The sequence below is a fragment of the Rhodococcus sp. NPDC003322 genome, assembly GCF_053589555.1.
The window spans coordinates 220,970-235,661 of the sequence record NZ_JBSFSC010000002.1; the positions used below are offsets into that span (position 1 = coordinate 220,970).

At 68.7% G+C, this 14,692-nt stretch carries 14 protein-coding genes; 5 read left to right on the forward strand and 9 right to left on the reverse strand.

The genetic code is table 11. The features are described 5' to 3' along the window. Positions 1 to 27: 27 nt before the first annotated feature. The 4 genes from ACWDUM_RS07445 to ACWDUM_RS07460 all read right to left on the reverse strand — a co-directional run bounded on the left by ACWDUM_RS07445 (position 28) and on the right by ACWDUM_RS07460 (position 3,714). Entirely contained in the window at positions 28 to 543 is a 516-nt protein-coding gene (locus tag ACWDUM_RS07445) for a hypothetical protein (RefSeq protein ID WP_450133462.1), read from the reverse strand. Between the two features lie 192 nt (positions 544 to 735). After that, entirely contained in the window at positions 736 to 1,521 is a 786-nt protein-coding gene (locus ACWDUM_RS07450; protein WP_450111862.1) for an enoyl-CoA hydratase, read from the reverse strand. A gap of 10 nt (positions 1,522 to 1,531) precedes the next feature. Next, the gene (locus ACWDUM_RS07455) at positions 1,532 to 2,707 is read right to left on the reverse strand and encodes an acyl-CoA dehydrogenase family protein (RefSeq protein ID WP_450111861.1); all 1,176 of its coding nucleotides are present in this window, start codon (positions 2,705 to 2,707) and stop codon (positions 1,532 to 1,534) included. Then, positions 2,698 to 3,714, reverse strand: a complete 1,017-nt coding sequence (locus tag ACWDUM_RS07460; RefSeq protein WP_450133463.1) for an acyl-CoA dehydrogenase family protein — start codon at positions 3,712 to 3,714, stop codon at positions 2,698 to 2,700. Before ACWDUM_RS07460 ends, ACWDUM_RS07455 begins: the two co-directional genes overlap by 10 nt. Positions 3,715 to 3,895: 181 nt before the next feature. Here ACWDUM_RS07460 and ACWDUM_RS07465 point away from each other — a divergent pair, with 181 nt between their 5' ends. The 3 genes from ACWDUM_RS07465 to ACWDUM_RS07475 are packed head-to-tail and all read left to right on the forward strand — an operon-like array spanning position 3,896 to position 6,496. Next, entirely contained in the window at positions 3,896 to 4,549 is a 654-nt protein-coding gene (locus ACWDUM_RS07465; protein WP_450111859.1) for a TetR/AcrR family transcriptional regulator, read from the forward strand. Positions 4,550 to 4,597: 48 nt separating this feature from the next. Then, a complete protein-coding gene (locus ACWDUM_RS07470) occupies positions 4,598 to 5,398 on the forward strand; it encodes an acyl-CoA thioesterase (protein ID WP_450133464.1) in 801 nt (266 codons plus the stop codon). A gap of 27 nt (positions 5,399 to 5,425) precedes the next feature. Then, entirely contained in the window at positions 5,426 to 6,496 is a 1,071-nt protein-coding gene (locus ACWDUM_RS07475) for an NAD(P)H-dependent amine dehydrogenase family protein (RefSeq protein WP_450133465.1), read from the forward strand. 35 nt (positions 6,497 to 6,531) lie between these two features. Here ACWDUM_RS07475 and meaB read toward each other — a convergent pair whose 3' ends face one another. From meaB to ACWDUM_RS07490, 3 genes are read right to left on the reverse strand one after another with little or no spacing between them, the layout of a single operon-like run. Beyond that, on the reverse strand, positions 6,532 to 7,482 hold the full coding sequence (gene meaB, locus ACWDUM_RS07480) for a methylmalonyl Co-A mutase-associated GTPase MeaB (RefSeq protein WP_450133466.1): 951 nt from the start codon (positions 7,480 to 7,482) through the stop codon (positions 6,532 to 6,534). Beyond that, entirely contained in the window at positions 7,479 to 8,618 is a 1,140-nt protein-coding gene (locus ACWDUM_RS07485; RefSeq protein ID WP_450111855.1) for a thiolase family protein, read from the reverse strand. The genes meaB and ACWDUM_RS07485 overlap by 4 nt, the downstream gene beginning before the upstream one ends. Continuing rightward, positions 8,611 to 10,110 (reverse strand): class I adenylate-forming enzyme family protein, encoded by a 1,500-nt coding sequence (locus ACWDUM_RS07490; protein ID WP_450133467.1) that lies wholly within the window; start codon positions 10,108 to 10,110, stop codon positions 8,611 to 8,613. Before ACWDUM_RS07490 ends, ACWDUM_RS07485 begins: the two co-directional genes overlap by 8 nt. Positions 10,111 to 10,163: 53 nt before the next feature. On the opposite strand from ACWDUM_RS07490, the gene ACWDUM_RS07495 reads away from it, so the two are divergent. Together ACWDUM_RS07495 and ACWDUM_RS07500 are read left to right on the forward strand one after the other, a co-directional pair. Then, positions 10,164 to 10,928: an SDR family NAD(P)-dependent oxidoreductase gene (locus ACWDUM_RS07495; protein WP_450133468.1), complete on the forward strand. Its 765-nt coding sequence runs from the start codon at positions 10,164 to 10,166 to the stop codon at positions 10,926 to 10,928. Then, complete coding sequence (locus ACWDUM_RS07500; RefSeq protein ID WP_450133469.1) at positions 10,925 to 11,674, forward strand: SDR family NAD(P)-dependent oxidoreductase; 750 nt, start codon at positions 10,925 to 10,927, stop codon at positions 11,672 to 11,674. Before ACWDUM_RS07495 ends, ACWDUM_RS07500 begins: the two co-directional genes overlap by 4 nt. A gap of 273 nt (positions 11,675 to 11,947) precedes the next feature. Here ACWDUM_RS07500 and ACWDUM_RS07505 read toward each other — a convergent pair whose 3' ends face one another. After that, complete coding sequence (locus tag ACWDUM_RS07505) at positions 11,948 to 13,153, reverse strand: CaiB/BaiF CoA transferase family protein (RefSeq protein ID WP_450133470.1); 1,206 nt, start codon at positions 13,151 to 13,153, stop codon at positions 11,948 to 11,950. After that, positions 13,150 to 14,655 (reverse strand): aldehyde dehydrogenase family protein, encoded by a 1,506-nt coding sequence (locus ACWDUM_RS07510; RefSeq protein WP_450133471.1) that lies wholly within the window; start codon positions 14,653 to 14,655, stop codon positions 13,150 to 13,152. The genes ACWDUM_RS07505 and ACWDUM_RS07510 overlap by 4 nt, the downstream gene beginning before the upstream one ends. Positions 14,656 to 14,692 lie beyond the last annotated feature (37 nt).

Below are 14,692 nucleotides of genomic sequence, written 5' to 3' on the forward strand. Positions count from 1 at the left end.
CCCCACAGTCGTTCGCGGGTGGGGTCGTCAGCAGCCCGGCGGCAGGGCGCCGCCGCCACCCTGGATCGAGAGCAGCGCACAGAAGGTGGCCGCGGCGACCTTCCAGGTCCCGTCCTGCTTGACGGCCTGGCCACCCTGATCCGGAAGCACCGGGTTGCCGCCCATCAGCAGGGTGTAGGTGACGTCGGCGTTGGTGGCATCGGTCGTGGCGACCTTGGCGACCGTGGCGGTGGTGGCCGACGCCTGCGGATCGGCGGCCATCGCCTCGAGCGCCGGCTGGAAGGTGGCGCCGTTCTCGACGAGACCGGCCCGGGTGGCCGGCGGGGTCGTCCCGTTGAAGAACGCGACGTATGCGTCCGTGATCTCCTTGGTCGCCGCCGGGTCCGCGGCGGCGGCAGCGGTGGTGGTGGCGGCAGCCTTGGTCGTGGTCGTCGCCGCCGTGGCGTCGTCGTCGGAGTCACTGCTGCAGCCGGTGACGCTCGCGGCCAGGACGGCCACGAATCCACAGGCAGCCAGTGCCCGACGGGAGGTCGAAACCCGCATGATCAATCTCCTATCCGGTGAACGGACCCGCCGCCCACCACTGGGTTTTGCGAAACTGCCTGGGACTCTCCATGTCCGTGTCCGAAACCTGCACGCCCATGTGGCAGAAAGAGTCCAGACTCACCAACACCCCGACAGCGGAGCGGGATTGCTCACTGCCAGGGTGTCGACGTCTTCTGTTGTCCTCGAGGCCTACCGGAGCTTGGCCTTCATCTCGTCCAGCTTCACGAGGATCGGGTATCCGCTGACGCTCAGCGCGTTGCCGTGTCCGGTCTGGTGAACGTCGAACACCGACTGGATCGCGGCGTAGAAGCCCTGCACGTCGAGCGTCTGGTTGACAGCGCGCTTGGCCTGCCGGAGTCCGAACGGCGGCATGTCGGCGATCTGCTCGGCCAGCGCCCGGGTCTCGGAGTCCAGCTCGGCGCGGGGCACCACCTTGTTGACCATGCCGACCTTCTCGGCCTCGTCCGCCGTCACCGGGCGTCCCGTGAACAGGATCTCCTTGGCCTTGCGGGCACCGAGTTCCCAGGTGTGGCCGTGGTATTCGACACCGCCGATGCCCATCATCACGACGGGATCCGAGAACGAGGCGTCGTCCGAGGCGACGATGAGGTCGCACGGCCAGCACAGCAGCAGCCCGCCGGCGATGCACTTGCCCTGCACCGCCGCGATCGACGGTTTGGGCACATTGCGCCAACGTAGTGAGTACTCGAGATAGCGACGACTTTCCGCGGCAATGATCCACTCCAGGGTGATGTTCCCGGGCGCGGGCCACTTGCCGTCGTTGAGGTCGTGGCCGGACGAGAAGTGCTTGCCCTCGGCCCGGAGCACGATGACCGCCACCTCGGGATCCTCGGCGGCACGAGTCCAAGCGGCATCGAGCTCGTCGAGCAGGTCGCTGTTCTGGGCGTTCGCCACTTCGGGGCGGTTCAGGGTGATGGTCGCGATCTTGTCGGCGACCTCGTAGAGAATGTACAAGACCCGCTCCTCAGCTTCGGGGAAGGCCGAGCACGCGCTCGGCGACGATGGTGCGCTGGATTTCGGAGGTGCCGCCGGCGATGGTCCCGGCGAAGCTGCGGACGTACCGCTCGAACCAACCGGACGAGAAGTTGTCGAGATTCCACGGGGTGTACGGCGCGGTTGTCGTGGGATGGACGAGACCGTCCGAGCCGGCCGCGCTCAATGCGTGTTCCGCTGCACTCTGCACGGCCTCGGACCCGAGCAGTTTGAGTACCGACAGCGCGGCCACGTCCTGGTTGCCCCGCGCTTCGCGAGCGAGCGCCTGGGAGCCGAGCAACCGCAGCGCCTGGGCGTCCATCACCAGGGTGGCGTAGTGATCGCGGTCCAGTTCGGTCACCGGACGGAAGTCCTCGATGAGGTCTTCCAGTCGGTCGGCGAAGCTCAGCCACAGCAGGGTGCGCTCGTGACCGAGCGACCCCGTCGCCACGCGCCAGCCCTTGTTCAACTCCCCGACGAGGTTCTCGGCGGGCACCCGGACGTCGGTGAAGAACACCTCGTTGAAGTCGAGGTCGTCCTCGGCGCAGACCGAGGCGAACGGGCGGCGCGTGACGCCGGGGGTGTCGGTCGGGATGAGCAGCACGCTGATCCCCTGGTGCTTGGGGGCGTCCGGGTCGGTGCGCACGAAGGTCAGCAGCACGTCGGCGTCGTGGGCGCCGGAGGTCCAGACCTTCTGCCCGTTCACCACGAAGTGGTCGCCGTCGAGGACGGCCCGGGTGCGCAGCCCCGCCAGGTCGGAGCCGGCGCCCGGCTCGCTCATCCCGAGCGCGGCGGTGATCTCGGCACGCAGAATCCTTGCGGCCCAGCGCTCCTTCTGCTCGTCGGTGCCGAACGACAGGAGCGAGGCGGCGATGATGCCGAGCCCCTGCGGATTGAAACTGTGGTAGATCCGCCGCTTGGACAGCTCCTCGAGATGCACGTACTGCTGCAGGATGGTGGCGTTCCGGCCGCCGAACTCGGGTGGATTGCCAGGCAGCAGCCAGCCGTTGTCGAACTGGACGCGCTGCCAGCGTCTGGCCCAGTCCGGGACGTGGGCACTCGAATGGGACCGTTCGCCCGCCTCGGCATCCGTGGGCAGGTGCTCGTCGAGGAAGGCCACGAACTCGGCCCGGAACCGCTCGACGTCGTCGTCAAAGGTCAGTTGCACGCGTACTCCTTGGCAATGGTCGCGTCCCGCGCGGCGGCGATGAGCGCTCGATGCTCGGCCGCGCCGCCGAGCAGCAGCTCACCGACTTTGGCTCGCTTGAGCGCGAACTGAAGGTCGTTCTCCCAGGTGAACCCCATGGCGCCGAACAACTGCAGCCCGTTCCGGAACACCAGGGACTGGCACTCGCCCGCCGCAGCCTTGGCCATCGACGCGGCCACCCGCCGGCGGGGGTCGTCGGCCGCGATCGTCAACGCCGAGTAGTAGGCCAGGGCACGAGCCCGTTCGATGGCGACGTGCATGTCGGTCGCCTTGTGCTGGACCGCCTGGAACGATCCGATCGGCGCACCGAACTGCTCGCGACCGCGAACGTGTTCGAGCGCGAGGTCGAGGATGCGCTGGCACGCACCAACCGTCGTCAATGCCATACCGGTCAGCGCGAGCTCGCGGGCACGGGCCGGGTCGACGTCGCTGCGGGCCTCGTCGCCGATCCGCACTCCGCCGAAGCGGACCTCCGCGAGGTGCAGGACGGGATCGAACACCGGGCTACGAGTCGCGGTCACCTGCTCGGCGGGGACGACGAACACGCCGGCCCCGGTGACGACCGCGAACCGGTCGGCGCGGTCGCCGTCGAGGACGTGATGGGCCGTGCCGTCGAGCACCCAGTCGCTGCCGACCCGGTGCACGGCGATGCCGTCGTACACCGCCGTACCCGACAGGGCGGGATCGGCAAATGCCGTTGCGAGAGGGGCGAACTGGGTCATGGTCGCGAGATAGGGCGTTGGATCGGTGCTGCGCCCCAGCTCTTCGAGAACGATCGCCAGCTCGACGGCGGCCTCGGGGTCCGTCAACTCGGTCCAGCCCAGATCGATGTACCGCTTCCACAGCGGACCCGGATCCGTACCGTTGTCGACGACATTACGAATCAGCGTGGGCGAACACTCCTTGGCCGTGACGTCACGGACCGTGTCCTGCCATAGCCGCTGATCGGAATCGAACTCGAAGAGCATTCCGACCTGCCTCCTCCATCAGAGCGCGGTGCACAGTATGGGAGCGAGAATAGCATTCTCATTTGATGAAAGTAATAGTCTCTCAAAAGACCGCGCCATGTGACCTGGCGGCGCAATTGCGCCTTACCCTCCGGTACAGTGCTTCCATGTTCGCCATCAATGAGAGAGCGCAGATCCGACCGTGACCGGCGCAAACGAAGAGCCGGCCTGGAAGGCGCGCGCAGTCGAACGCTCCATCAAAACCGCCAAACTCCGCGCGGAACAGCGTGTCCAGCGCTTCCTCGACGCCGCACAGGCGATCATCACCGAGAAGGGCACGACGGACTTCACGGTGCAGGAGGTCGTCGACCGGTCGAAGCAATCCCTGCGCAGCTTCTACCTGCAGTTCGACGGCAAACACGAGTTGCTGCTCGCCCTCTTCGAGGATGCACTGAGCCGCTCCGCGGACCAGATCCGGGCCGCCGCGGCCGGCCAGACCGACCCCATCGAGCAGCTCCGCGTCTCGATCGAGCTCCTCTTCGAGTTCTGCCGCCCCGACCCGACCGCCCAGCGCCCGCTGTTCACGGATTTTGCTCCACAGTTGCTGGTCTCGCATCCGTCCGAGGTCAAGGTCGCACACTCTTCCCTGCTCGCACTGTTCACGGAGCTGATGGAGCGGGCGTACGAAGCCGGAGAACTGCGCGAGGACGTCAACCCCCGCCGCATGGCCGCGATGACGATGCAGACGGTCATGTTCATCGCCCAGTCCAGCGGCGCGACCGACGACGCGACCGTCAAGCCCATCACCGGCGAGGAAGTCTGGACCTTCTGTGCACGGGGGTTCGCACACTCCTAGCGAGAACAACATTCTCTTTTCGGCAGAGTTCTGATTACACTCGGCGGTATGTCCGAGTTGTGGAACGACCTACTCGCCTGCCTCGACCTGCGCCCGGTGGCGGACACCCACGCGGTGTACGAGGGAGACAACCAGCACCTCGAATACCACCGCCTCTTCGGCGGCCAGATCCTCGGCCAGCTCACCCGGGCCGCTGCCCTGGCCTGTCCGGGCAAGGACCTCAAGTCCCTCCACGTCCTCTTCCCCCGCGAGGGCCGGGCCGACGAACCGGTCCGCTACGAGGTGACACGCCAGCACGAGGGACGATCCTTCGCCACGTTGACCGTCGTGGCACGGCAGTCGAAGGGGCCGATCGCCACGGCCACGATCTCGATGCACTCTCCCGAGGACGGCCCGGTGCACCAGTGGGTCCCCGACGTCTCGGCCGTACTGCCCGACCGGCACCGAGCCCATTTCGACCTGATCCCGTGGGAGACCCGAACCACCACGGACCTCGACGCCACCGGCACGGCGGCGCCGGAGTTCGAAATGTGGATGCGCACACCGGAAGTCGATCCGACTCTCGGGCCGGCACTCGTCGCGTACGCAACCGATCTCAACCTCATCGGCACCGCCCTGCTGTCGGTGGACGGGTTGTGCCAACTCGGCAACGGCACCGCCTTCACCTCTGCGGTCACCTCCCACACCCTGTGGTTCCATCGCCCGCTGCGCACCGACGACTGGCTGCTGCTGCGCCAGCACAGCCCCCTGGTGGCCGGCGGCCGGTGCTTCGGCCGCGGCGACGTCCTCACCTCGGGCGGGAACCTCGTCGCCTCCTACGCCCAGGAAGCGCTCCTTCGCCTGCCCTGACCGCAGCACCCCCAACCCCTTTCCAGAGTGGAGTCGAATACGTTGCGTGACAGCGGCAGCAGTTCCGAGCAGGCCCGTTCACTCCGGGTCGCGCAGTGGGCCACCGGCAACATCGGAGCCAAGTCGCTGCGCGGCGTCATCGAGCACCCGAATCTCACCCTGGCCGGCGTGTACGTCCACGGCACCGACAAGGTGGGACGGGACGCCGGCGAACTGTGCGGCACGGGCCCGACGGGGATTCTCGCGACGGGGAGCATCGAGGACATCGTCGACGCCGCCGTCGACTGCGTCCTGTACATGCCGCGCGCCTGCGACCACGACGAGGTGTGCCGACTACTCGCATCGGGCATCAACATCGTCACCACTCGCGGCGAGTTCCACCATCCGGCGAGCATGGATCCCGCCGTCCGCGCTCGTGTCGAAGCGGCGTGCGAGCTCGGCGGATCCTCGATCCACAGCACCGGCAGCAGTCCCGGATTCATCACCGAGGCCGTCCCGCTCGTCCTGGCCTCGGTGCAGCGCCGGCTCGAGCACCTGGCCATCGACGAGTTCGCCGATCTCTCCCGGCGCGACTCCCCCGCGATGCTGTTCGAGGTGATGGGGTTCGGCGGCGACCCGACCGTCGACTCACAGCATCGGGCGGCACACCTGCGGGCCAGTTTCGGGCCGTCCCTGCAGTTGCTCGCGGACGGCCTCGGCCTGCCCCTCGACGCGGTCGAGGCGAGCGGGCAGGTGGCCGTCGCGAGACAGACCACGACGATCGCTGCGGGCACTATCGAGGCAGGCACCGTTGCGGCACAACGGGTTACCGTCTCTGGAATGAGGAACGGGCGCGAACTGCTGCGCTTCCGTGCCACCTGGTACTGCACCACCGACATCGAGTGGGACGTACGGGCCACCGGGTGGCATCTCGCGGTCGACGGGGACGCCCCGCTCGACATCGACATCCGGTTCCCGGTGCCACTCGAACGGATGAGCGCGGTCTCCCCCGGCTACACCGCCAACCGCGCCGTCAATACCGTTGCGGCGGTGTGCGGAGCGGCGCCGGGGATCCGCTCGACTCTCGACCTGCCGCAGGCGCTGGCCACATTCGACTGAGTGCCGCGGCGACGGCCACTGCGAAGGCAGGGCCGTCACCGGCGGTGTCGCGGCTCCTGCACATCGGTGCCGGGTTCCCGGCCGAGGAGACGCGCCGCGGCCCGGTAGGGGTCGAGACCCCCGTCCGCGACGGACTCGGCGAGGCCGGCGAGGTCCGGGTCGCTGCGGAGGCGGGACTGGGCCAGTGAGAGGATCTGCGCCAGCGCCTTGGCGATTCGGCGCTCGCGCGTGTCCGCCTGCTGGTGGGTCTCGATCGCATCGACCAGGTCGGTCAGTCCGTCGCCCCGGGAGGCGACGAGTTTGACGATCGGGACCATGACCTCGGTTCGCAGATCCCGCACCGTCTGGTCGGCACCGTCGCGATCCGCCTTGTTCACCACGATCAGGTCGGCGACCTCGAGCAGTCCCGCCTTTGCTGCCTGAACCGTATCTCCCGCACCGGGATTGAGCACGGCGACGGTGGGGTCGGCAACGGCGGCGATCTCGATCTCGGACTGTCCGACGCCGACGGTCTCCAGCAGGATCAGGTCGTAGGACAGTGCAGCCAGCAGGTGGACGGCCGCGGGCACCGCGGCGGCGAGACCGCCGAGGTGCCCGCGGGTCGCTACCGAACGGATCAGCACGTCGGGATCGTCGATGTGCTGTGCCATCCGGATCCGGTCGCCGAGCAGGGCGCCGCCGCTGTACGGCGAGGACGGATCCACCGCCAGTACTGCCACGCGCATGCCGAGTTCGCGATAGGCGCCGACCAGGGCGGCGACGGTTGTCGACTTCCCGGCGCCGGGCGGCCCGGTCACACCGACAACCCGTGTGGTGGCCGGGTCGAGCACCGAGATCACCTCGTCCCGGCGCGGGCTCTCGACCAGGCTCAGCAACCGCCCGACCGCCCGGGTCGACCCTGCCCGCGCGGCCGCGACGAGTTCCGGGACACTGGCCGCCGCCGGCTCCGGAACACCGGTCGCGGGCCGCCCGGAGACACCTGTCACGGCGCGGGGACCTCGATCACCGTGGCCGACCCCATGCCGCCCCCGGCACACATGGCCGCGACACCGATTCCGCCACCGCGACGGCGCAACTCGTGCACCAGCGTGACCAGCATCCGGGCCCCGGACGCGGCGACCGGATGTCCGAGCGAGCACCCACTGCCACTGACGTTGACCTTGTCCGGGTCGATGTCGAGCAGTTTGACGGTGGCCACGCACATCGCGGCGAAGGCCTCGTTGATCTCGAACAGGTCGACGTCGCAGAAGGTCATTCCCGCGCGGGCGAGGGCCTTCGGGATCGCCTCGACCGGGGCGAGACCGGTCCGGGAGGGGTCCACTGCGACCGACGCCCAGGACCGGACCGTGGCCAGCGCGGGCAGTCCCAGGTCGGAGCTCGCGATGGTGAGCGCGGCGGCGGCGTCGTTGGCGCCGCACGCGTTGCCTGCCGTGATGCTGAACCCCTCGATCTCGGGATGCAGCGGCTTGAGCGAGGCGAGCTTCTCCATGCTGGTGTCACGACGCGGATGCTCGTCGACGGAGAACAGGCCGTGCGGGGTGTCGATCGGGACGATCTCCTCCTTGAACCGGCCCTCCTCGATGGCCTGCACCGCGTTTCGGTGTGACCGCAGCGCCCACGCGTCCATCTCCTCGCGCGACACCCCCGCTTCCACCGCGGCGTTCCAGCCGACGGTGATCGACATGTCGCGGTTGGGTGCATCCGGACGGTCGGGGTGGGTGGGCGACATCCACGGCACCCACTCGTCCCCGACCCGGGTCAACGACCGCGGTGCGGTGGACGCGGAGTTCACGCCGCCGGCGATCACGAGCGAGTCCATGCCGGCGCGGATGCTCGCGGCCGCGGTCTGGACCGCTCCCTGCCCGGCCGCACAGTGCCGGTTGAGGGCGAGACCGGGAACGCTCGTCAACCCGGCGGTGATCGCGGCGTGTCGCGCGATCACGCCGCCGCCGTGCAGTCCCTCGGCGAGGATCACGTCGTCGATGCGGCCAGGGTCGAGCCCCTCGGCCGCGGCGGCGACCACGTGGTGCGCCAGGTCGAAGGCACTGGTGTCACGGAGGGTGCCCTTCCCGGCGGTACCGATGGGCGTACGCAGGGCGGACACGATGACAGCATCAGGCATTGGCATTCTCCAGTTCGGCGATAAGATTGCGGCGCAACAGCTTTCCGGTCTCGGTCTTGGGAAGATCGGCACGGAAGACGATGGTGTCGGGTGTCTTCGAGGAGCGCAGCCGTTCCCGGACCCAGTTCGTGAGCTCGACCGGGTCCGCGTCACCGACGAGCACCGCGACGATGCGCTGCCCCCATTCCGCGTCGGCGACGCCGATCACCGCGGCCTCGACGACTCCCGGATGGGCGAGCAGCACGTCCTCGATCTCCGCCGGCGCGATGTTCTCGCCGCCACGGATGATGGTGTCGTCGGCGCGGCCCTCCACGAACAGGTACCCGTCCGCGTCGATCCGGCCGAGATCGCGGGTGGCGAACCAGCCGTCGGCGTCGAGGACGCTGCGCTTGCCGTACTCACCGGAGATCTGCTCGCCTCGGACGAACACGAGTCCGGTCTCGCCGGCGGGGACGGGGTCGCCGCTTTCGGTCCGCACCGCGATCTCGATGCCCGGCAGCGGCCTCCCGACCGATCCGAGGCGGTCCCGGACCGCGGGATCGCTCGACGCGAACGCCTCGCGGTGATCCTCCGGCGACAGCACCGCCACCGAGGACGCCGTCTCGGTCAGCCCGTACGCGTTGACGAATCCGGTGTCGGGGAAGGCCCGCAGGGCGTGCTCGAGGACCGGGCGCGGGGTCCGGGATCCGCCGTACGCGAGGCTGTGCAGCGTCGGGGTGGCCGCGTCGTCGTCACCCAGTTCGTTCACGATGCGCGCCAGCATCGTCGGCACGAGCATCGCGTGCGTGACCCCTTCGCGCCGAACGGTGGCGAGCCATTCCGTCGGGTCGAACGCGGGCAGGTAGACCACCCGGCGGCCGGTGTACAGGTTCGAGAGCAGATTGGTCAGCCCGGCGATGTGATACGGCGGCACCGCGACCAATGCGGCGTCGGTGGCGTCCGAGGAACCGAACTCCAGCGTGTTCAGCACATAGGCGAGCAGGTGCCGGTGCCGCAGCACCGCGGGCTTCGGGTCCGACGTGGTCCCGCTGGTGTAGATGATCGCGGCGACGGCGTCTCCGTCCCACTCCGGCAGCGGTTCGGCGGCGGACGGGTCCGACTCAGGCGACTCAGGCGCACCGTCGGCGGTGTCCGACTCAGGCGCACCGTCGGCGGTGTCCGACTCAGGCGCACCGAGAAACGCGTCGAGGTCGCCGGGTTCGAGGACGAGGGCACCGGGGTGCTTGTCCCGAAGTGCGGTGAGCTGGTTGTCCCCGAGTCGGTAGTTGAGCGGGACGAACGGCACGCCGGCGAGGGCGGCACCGAACAGCGCCACCGGGTAGGCCGGATGGTTGGCACCCAGGTAGAGCACCGCCGGCTGGTCTCGGAAGCGGGCGGCGGCTCGATGGGCCTGATCCAGTAACTGTGCCGAGGTCAGCGACCGTCCGGCACCGGTCACGGCGATCCGATCGCCATCCGCTGCGGCCATTTCTAGAATCATGCTGATGTTCATGAGAACATGATTCTCTCAGCACGAGAGCAATAGTTGCAAGAAGGGAAATCAATATGCAGATCAATGGCAGCTCCGCGATCGTCGTGGGCGGCACGGGGGGCCTCGGCGAGGCCACCGTTCGACGCCTCCACTCCGCCGGCGCCAAGGTGGTCGTCGCGGACGTCAACGACGACAAGGGCAAGGCGCTCGAGGAGGAGCTGGGTGTTCGCTACGTGCGCACCGACGCCGGGGACGAGGCGTCGGTGGGCGCCGCCGTAGCCGAAGCGGAGTCGCTCGGCCCGCTGCGCATCTCCGTGGACTGCCACGGCGGCCCGGCCGGCGGCGGACGGCTGGTCGGCAAGGACGGCAGCCCGATGTCGCTCGACGCATTCCGCACGACCATCGACTCGTACCTGATCTCGGTGTTCAACGTGATGCGGCTGTCCGCGGCCGCGATCGCCAAGACCGAACCGCTGGAGGAGGGAGGGCGCGGAGTCATCGTCAACACCGCCTCCATCGCGGCGTACGAGGGCCAGATCGGCCAGCTGCCCTACTCGGCAGCGAAGGGCGGTGTCGTCGGCATGACCCTGGTCGCGGCCCGCGACCTGTCCCCGCTCGGCATCCGGGTGTGCACCATCGCGCCCGGTACCTTCCTCACGCCGGCCTACGGCAAGGCCGGCGACCAGCTCGAGGCGTACTGGGGCCCGCAGGTCCCGCACCCCAAGCGGATGGGCCGCTCCCCCGAGTACGCGACCCTCGTCGCGTCCATCGTCGAGAACGACTACCTCAACGGCGAGGTGATTCGCCTCGACGGCGCGCTGCGGTTCCCGCCGAAGTGACGCCCCTCGCAGGCAAGGTTGCATTCGTCGCCGGCGCGAGCCGCGGCATCGGTGCGGCCGTCGCCGCGGCGCTCGCGGAGGCGGGCGCCGCGGTCGCGGTGGCCGCCCGATCCGAGACCGAGGGCCGGATCCCGGGCACGATCGGTGCGGTTGCGGACCGGATCACCGCGTCCGGCGGCCGCGCACTGGCCGTGCCGTGCGACGTCACCGACGAGGCGTCGGTCGAGGCCGCGGTGGCCGCGACCGTCGCCGAGTTCGGCGGGATCGACATCCTGGTCGCCAACGCCGGAGTGCTCTGGCAGGGACCGATCGAGTCCACCCCGCTCAAACGGTGGCAGCTGTGTCTGGACGTCAATCTGACCGGAGTGTTCCTGGTGACCAAGGCCGTGATCCCGCATGTGCGGGCGCGCGGGGGCGGCTCCCTGATCGCGGTGACCACCACCGGCGTCACCATGACCGATCGCGGCTCGAATGCCTACTGGGTGTCCAAGGCCGCGGTCGAACGCCTCTACCTCGGGCTGGCCGCGGATCTGAAGGGCGACAACATCGCGGTGAACTGTGTGAGCCCGTCCCGGGTCGTGCTGACCGAGGGCTGGACGGCGGGTGGCAGCGGGATCGAGATCCCACCGGAGATGGTCGAACCGGTGGAGACGATGGGTGCGGCCGCGGTACTACTGGCAGCACAGGACGGTGCCGGTGTCACCGGCACCATTGCGCGATCGGAAACGCTGGTGCCGCAGGCATGAATGCCTGTCGACCGATACCGCCGGCGGGGATACCGGCACCTGATGGCCCAGGTATCCCCGCTGTCGGTTCACGAAGAGCAGCCCGTGGCACTCCTACGTTGGAGACATGCCCTGGGGCGGGTCCTGATCCCTCTCGGATGCACCTGGCGAAACAATCGTCGTCCGGCAAGGCGAAGGAGAGGCCGATACCGCTGTTGTATCGGCCTCGACGACAACGCAGCTGGGCGGCGATTGGGCGCCAGGGGCGCCGAAACGGGGATTGGGAGACCTGCCCTAGGTGACCGCCCCCGAGGTCTTGAGCGCGATGATTCGATCCCAGTCCAACCCGATCTCGAGCAGGATTTCCTCTGTCTGCGCAGCGAATTCGGGTCCCGGTCGGAGGTCGGGGGCGGTTTCGTCGAACTGCACCGGGTTGGCAACCAACTCGAGTTCACCCGCTTTGACGAGGTACTCGTTGGCGCGGATCTGTGCGTCGTCGACGACCTGAAGTGAGTCCTGGATCGGCGCCCACGGGCCTGACAACGTCGCGAACCGCTCGGTCCACTCGGCCAGGGTCCGGGTGGCGATCGTCTCCCGCAGCAGGGCCACCGCTTCGAGGGTGTTCGTGGCGATCGACTCGGCGTCCGCGAAACGCGGGTCCTCGATCAGTTCCGGCCGGTCGATGTGCCTGCACACGTCGGGCCAGAACCGGGCCGCCTGCAACATGACGAACGCCAGGTACCGGTCGTCGGAGGTCGCATACACCCCGGACAGCGGATTGACCGGTGACGCGTGCGCACCGGGCGGGGACGCGACCATCGGCTTGCCGAGATGCGCGGACAGCGCGACGGTGTGTCCCATCGACCACAGGCCGCTGCCGAGCAGGGACACGTCCACGATCGACGGTTCACCCGTTTGTGCGCGCCCCAGCAGCGCCGCCGCGATTCCCCCGGCAAGGTTCGTGCCGGAGATCGTGTCCCCGAAGGCCGGGCCGGGCGGCCCGATCATGCCCTCCACCCCGGGTGGCGTGAGGGTGGCGGCGACGCCGGCACGCGCCCAGAAGGCGGTCATGTCGTAACCGCCCCTGGAGGATTCGTCACCGCGCGGACCGAGCGCGCTTCCGCGCGCGTAGATGATCGTCGGATTGACCGCGCGGATGTCGTCGACGTCGATGCCCAGCTTGGTTCGGACCTGGGGCAGATAGCTGGTCAGGAACACGTCCGCGCCGCGGACCAGGCCGAACAAAACCTCCTTCCCCTCAGGGGTCGAGATGTCCAGGCCGATGCTGCGCTTGCCCCGATTCGCGTGCTCCACATTCGGATTCGGGTCGCCCTCGACCTTGAACTGGCCGGTCTGACGCAGGCCTCGTTGCGGGTCCCCGGTCACCGCGTGCTCGACCTTGATCACGTCGGCTCCCCAGTCGGCGAGCACGGCGCCCGCCGACGGGACGAACCCGTACATCGCTACCTCGACGACACGAAAACCTTTGAGCGGATTCACTTGACCACCGCCGCGAACGTCTTGAGCTCGAGGAACTCCTCGAGCCCTGCGGGGCCCATCTCACGTCCGATTCCCGACTGCTTGTACCCACCGAACGGGGCGTCCGGCGAGAAGTAGTTGCCGCCGTTGATACTGAACGTGCCGGTGCGGATGCGACGGGCGAGCGCGATCGCCCGGTCGTCGTCCGCACTCATCACGCCGCCGGAGAGGCCGTAGGCGGAGTCGTTCGCAATTCGGACGGCGTCGTCGTCGTCCGCGTAGGCGATCACCGAGAGCACGGGCCCGAAGACCTCTTCCTGTGCGATTTCGCTGGACGGGTCGACATTCGCCAGGAGGGTCGGGGTGTAGAAGTATCCCGGATCCACCTTCTCGCCGCCCGTGACGAGGCGAGCGCCCGCCGCGACGGCCCGCTTGACCAGTCCGTCGACCTTCTCGCGCTGCCGAGCGCTGATCAACGGTCCCATGTAGGTCTCGGGACTGGCCGGATCGCCGTACTTGATGTACCCGAGGTTGGTGGCGACGAGGTCGACGATCTCGTCGTGGTGCGCCCGCGGTACCAGCAGCCGGGTGGTCAGTGCACAACCCTGTCCGGCGTGTGAGCAGATGCTGAATGCAGCGAACAGCGCCGACATCGCGAAGTCCGCATCGTCGAGGACGATCAACGCCGATTTCCCGCCGAGTTCGAGGAAGACCCGCTTGAGGGTGTCGCTGCCGGCCGCCATGATCCGGCGGCCGGTGGCGGTGGAGCCGGTGAAGGTCACCACGTCCACGTCGGGGTGAGTGCTCAGTGTCTCGCCGACCGCGACCTCGGACGAGGAAAGCACGTTGACCACACCGGCGGGGATGTCGGTGTGGGCGGCGATCAGCTCACCGAGCGCGAGCGTGACCAGCGGTGTGTCCGGTGCGGCCTTGAGCACGACCGTGCATCCCGCGGCCAGCGCCGGAGCCAGCTTGGCCAGCGCGAGCTGGTTCGGGTAGTTGTAGGCCACGATGGCCGCGACGACTCCCGCCGCTTCCTTCTCCACCCAGCGGCGGTGTTGCGCGCCGCGAACCTCGATCTCTCCGAGTTCCTCCGTCAGCGGGTACGCACGGAGCAGGTCCGCGTAGTAGCGCACGATCCCGATCGGGGCGTCGAGCTGGTTGCCGAGCGTCAGCATGCGTGTGGCACCCACCTCGGCGATCGTCAGCTCGCGCAACTCCTCTGCGTGGTCGAGCAGTGCCTGGTGCAACTGGTCGAGGCACTCGACACGGAACGCGACATCGGTCGCCCAGGTCGTGGTGTCGAAGGCACGTCGCGCGGCGGCGATGGCCGCCTCGGCCTCGGCGGTGCCTGCGTCCGGCGCGTGGCCGAGGACATCGCCGGTGGCGGGATTGATCGATTCGAAGGTCCGTTCGGCATTCACCAGTTGCCCGTCGATCAGCAGACGCCGGCCGGCTTCCAGAACCGCTGCGTCGCTGCCCCCGCCTGTCACGGCGGTTGTCACATCGTCCTGCGATGACATCCTGTCCCCTCACTGGTCACTGGTATCGAATCCGCTG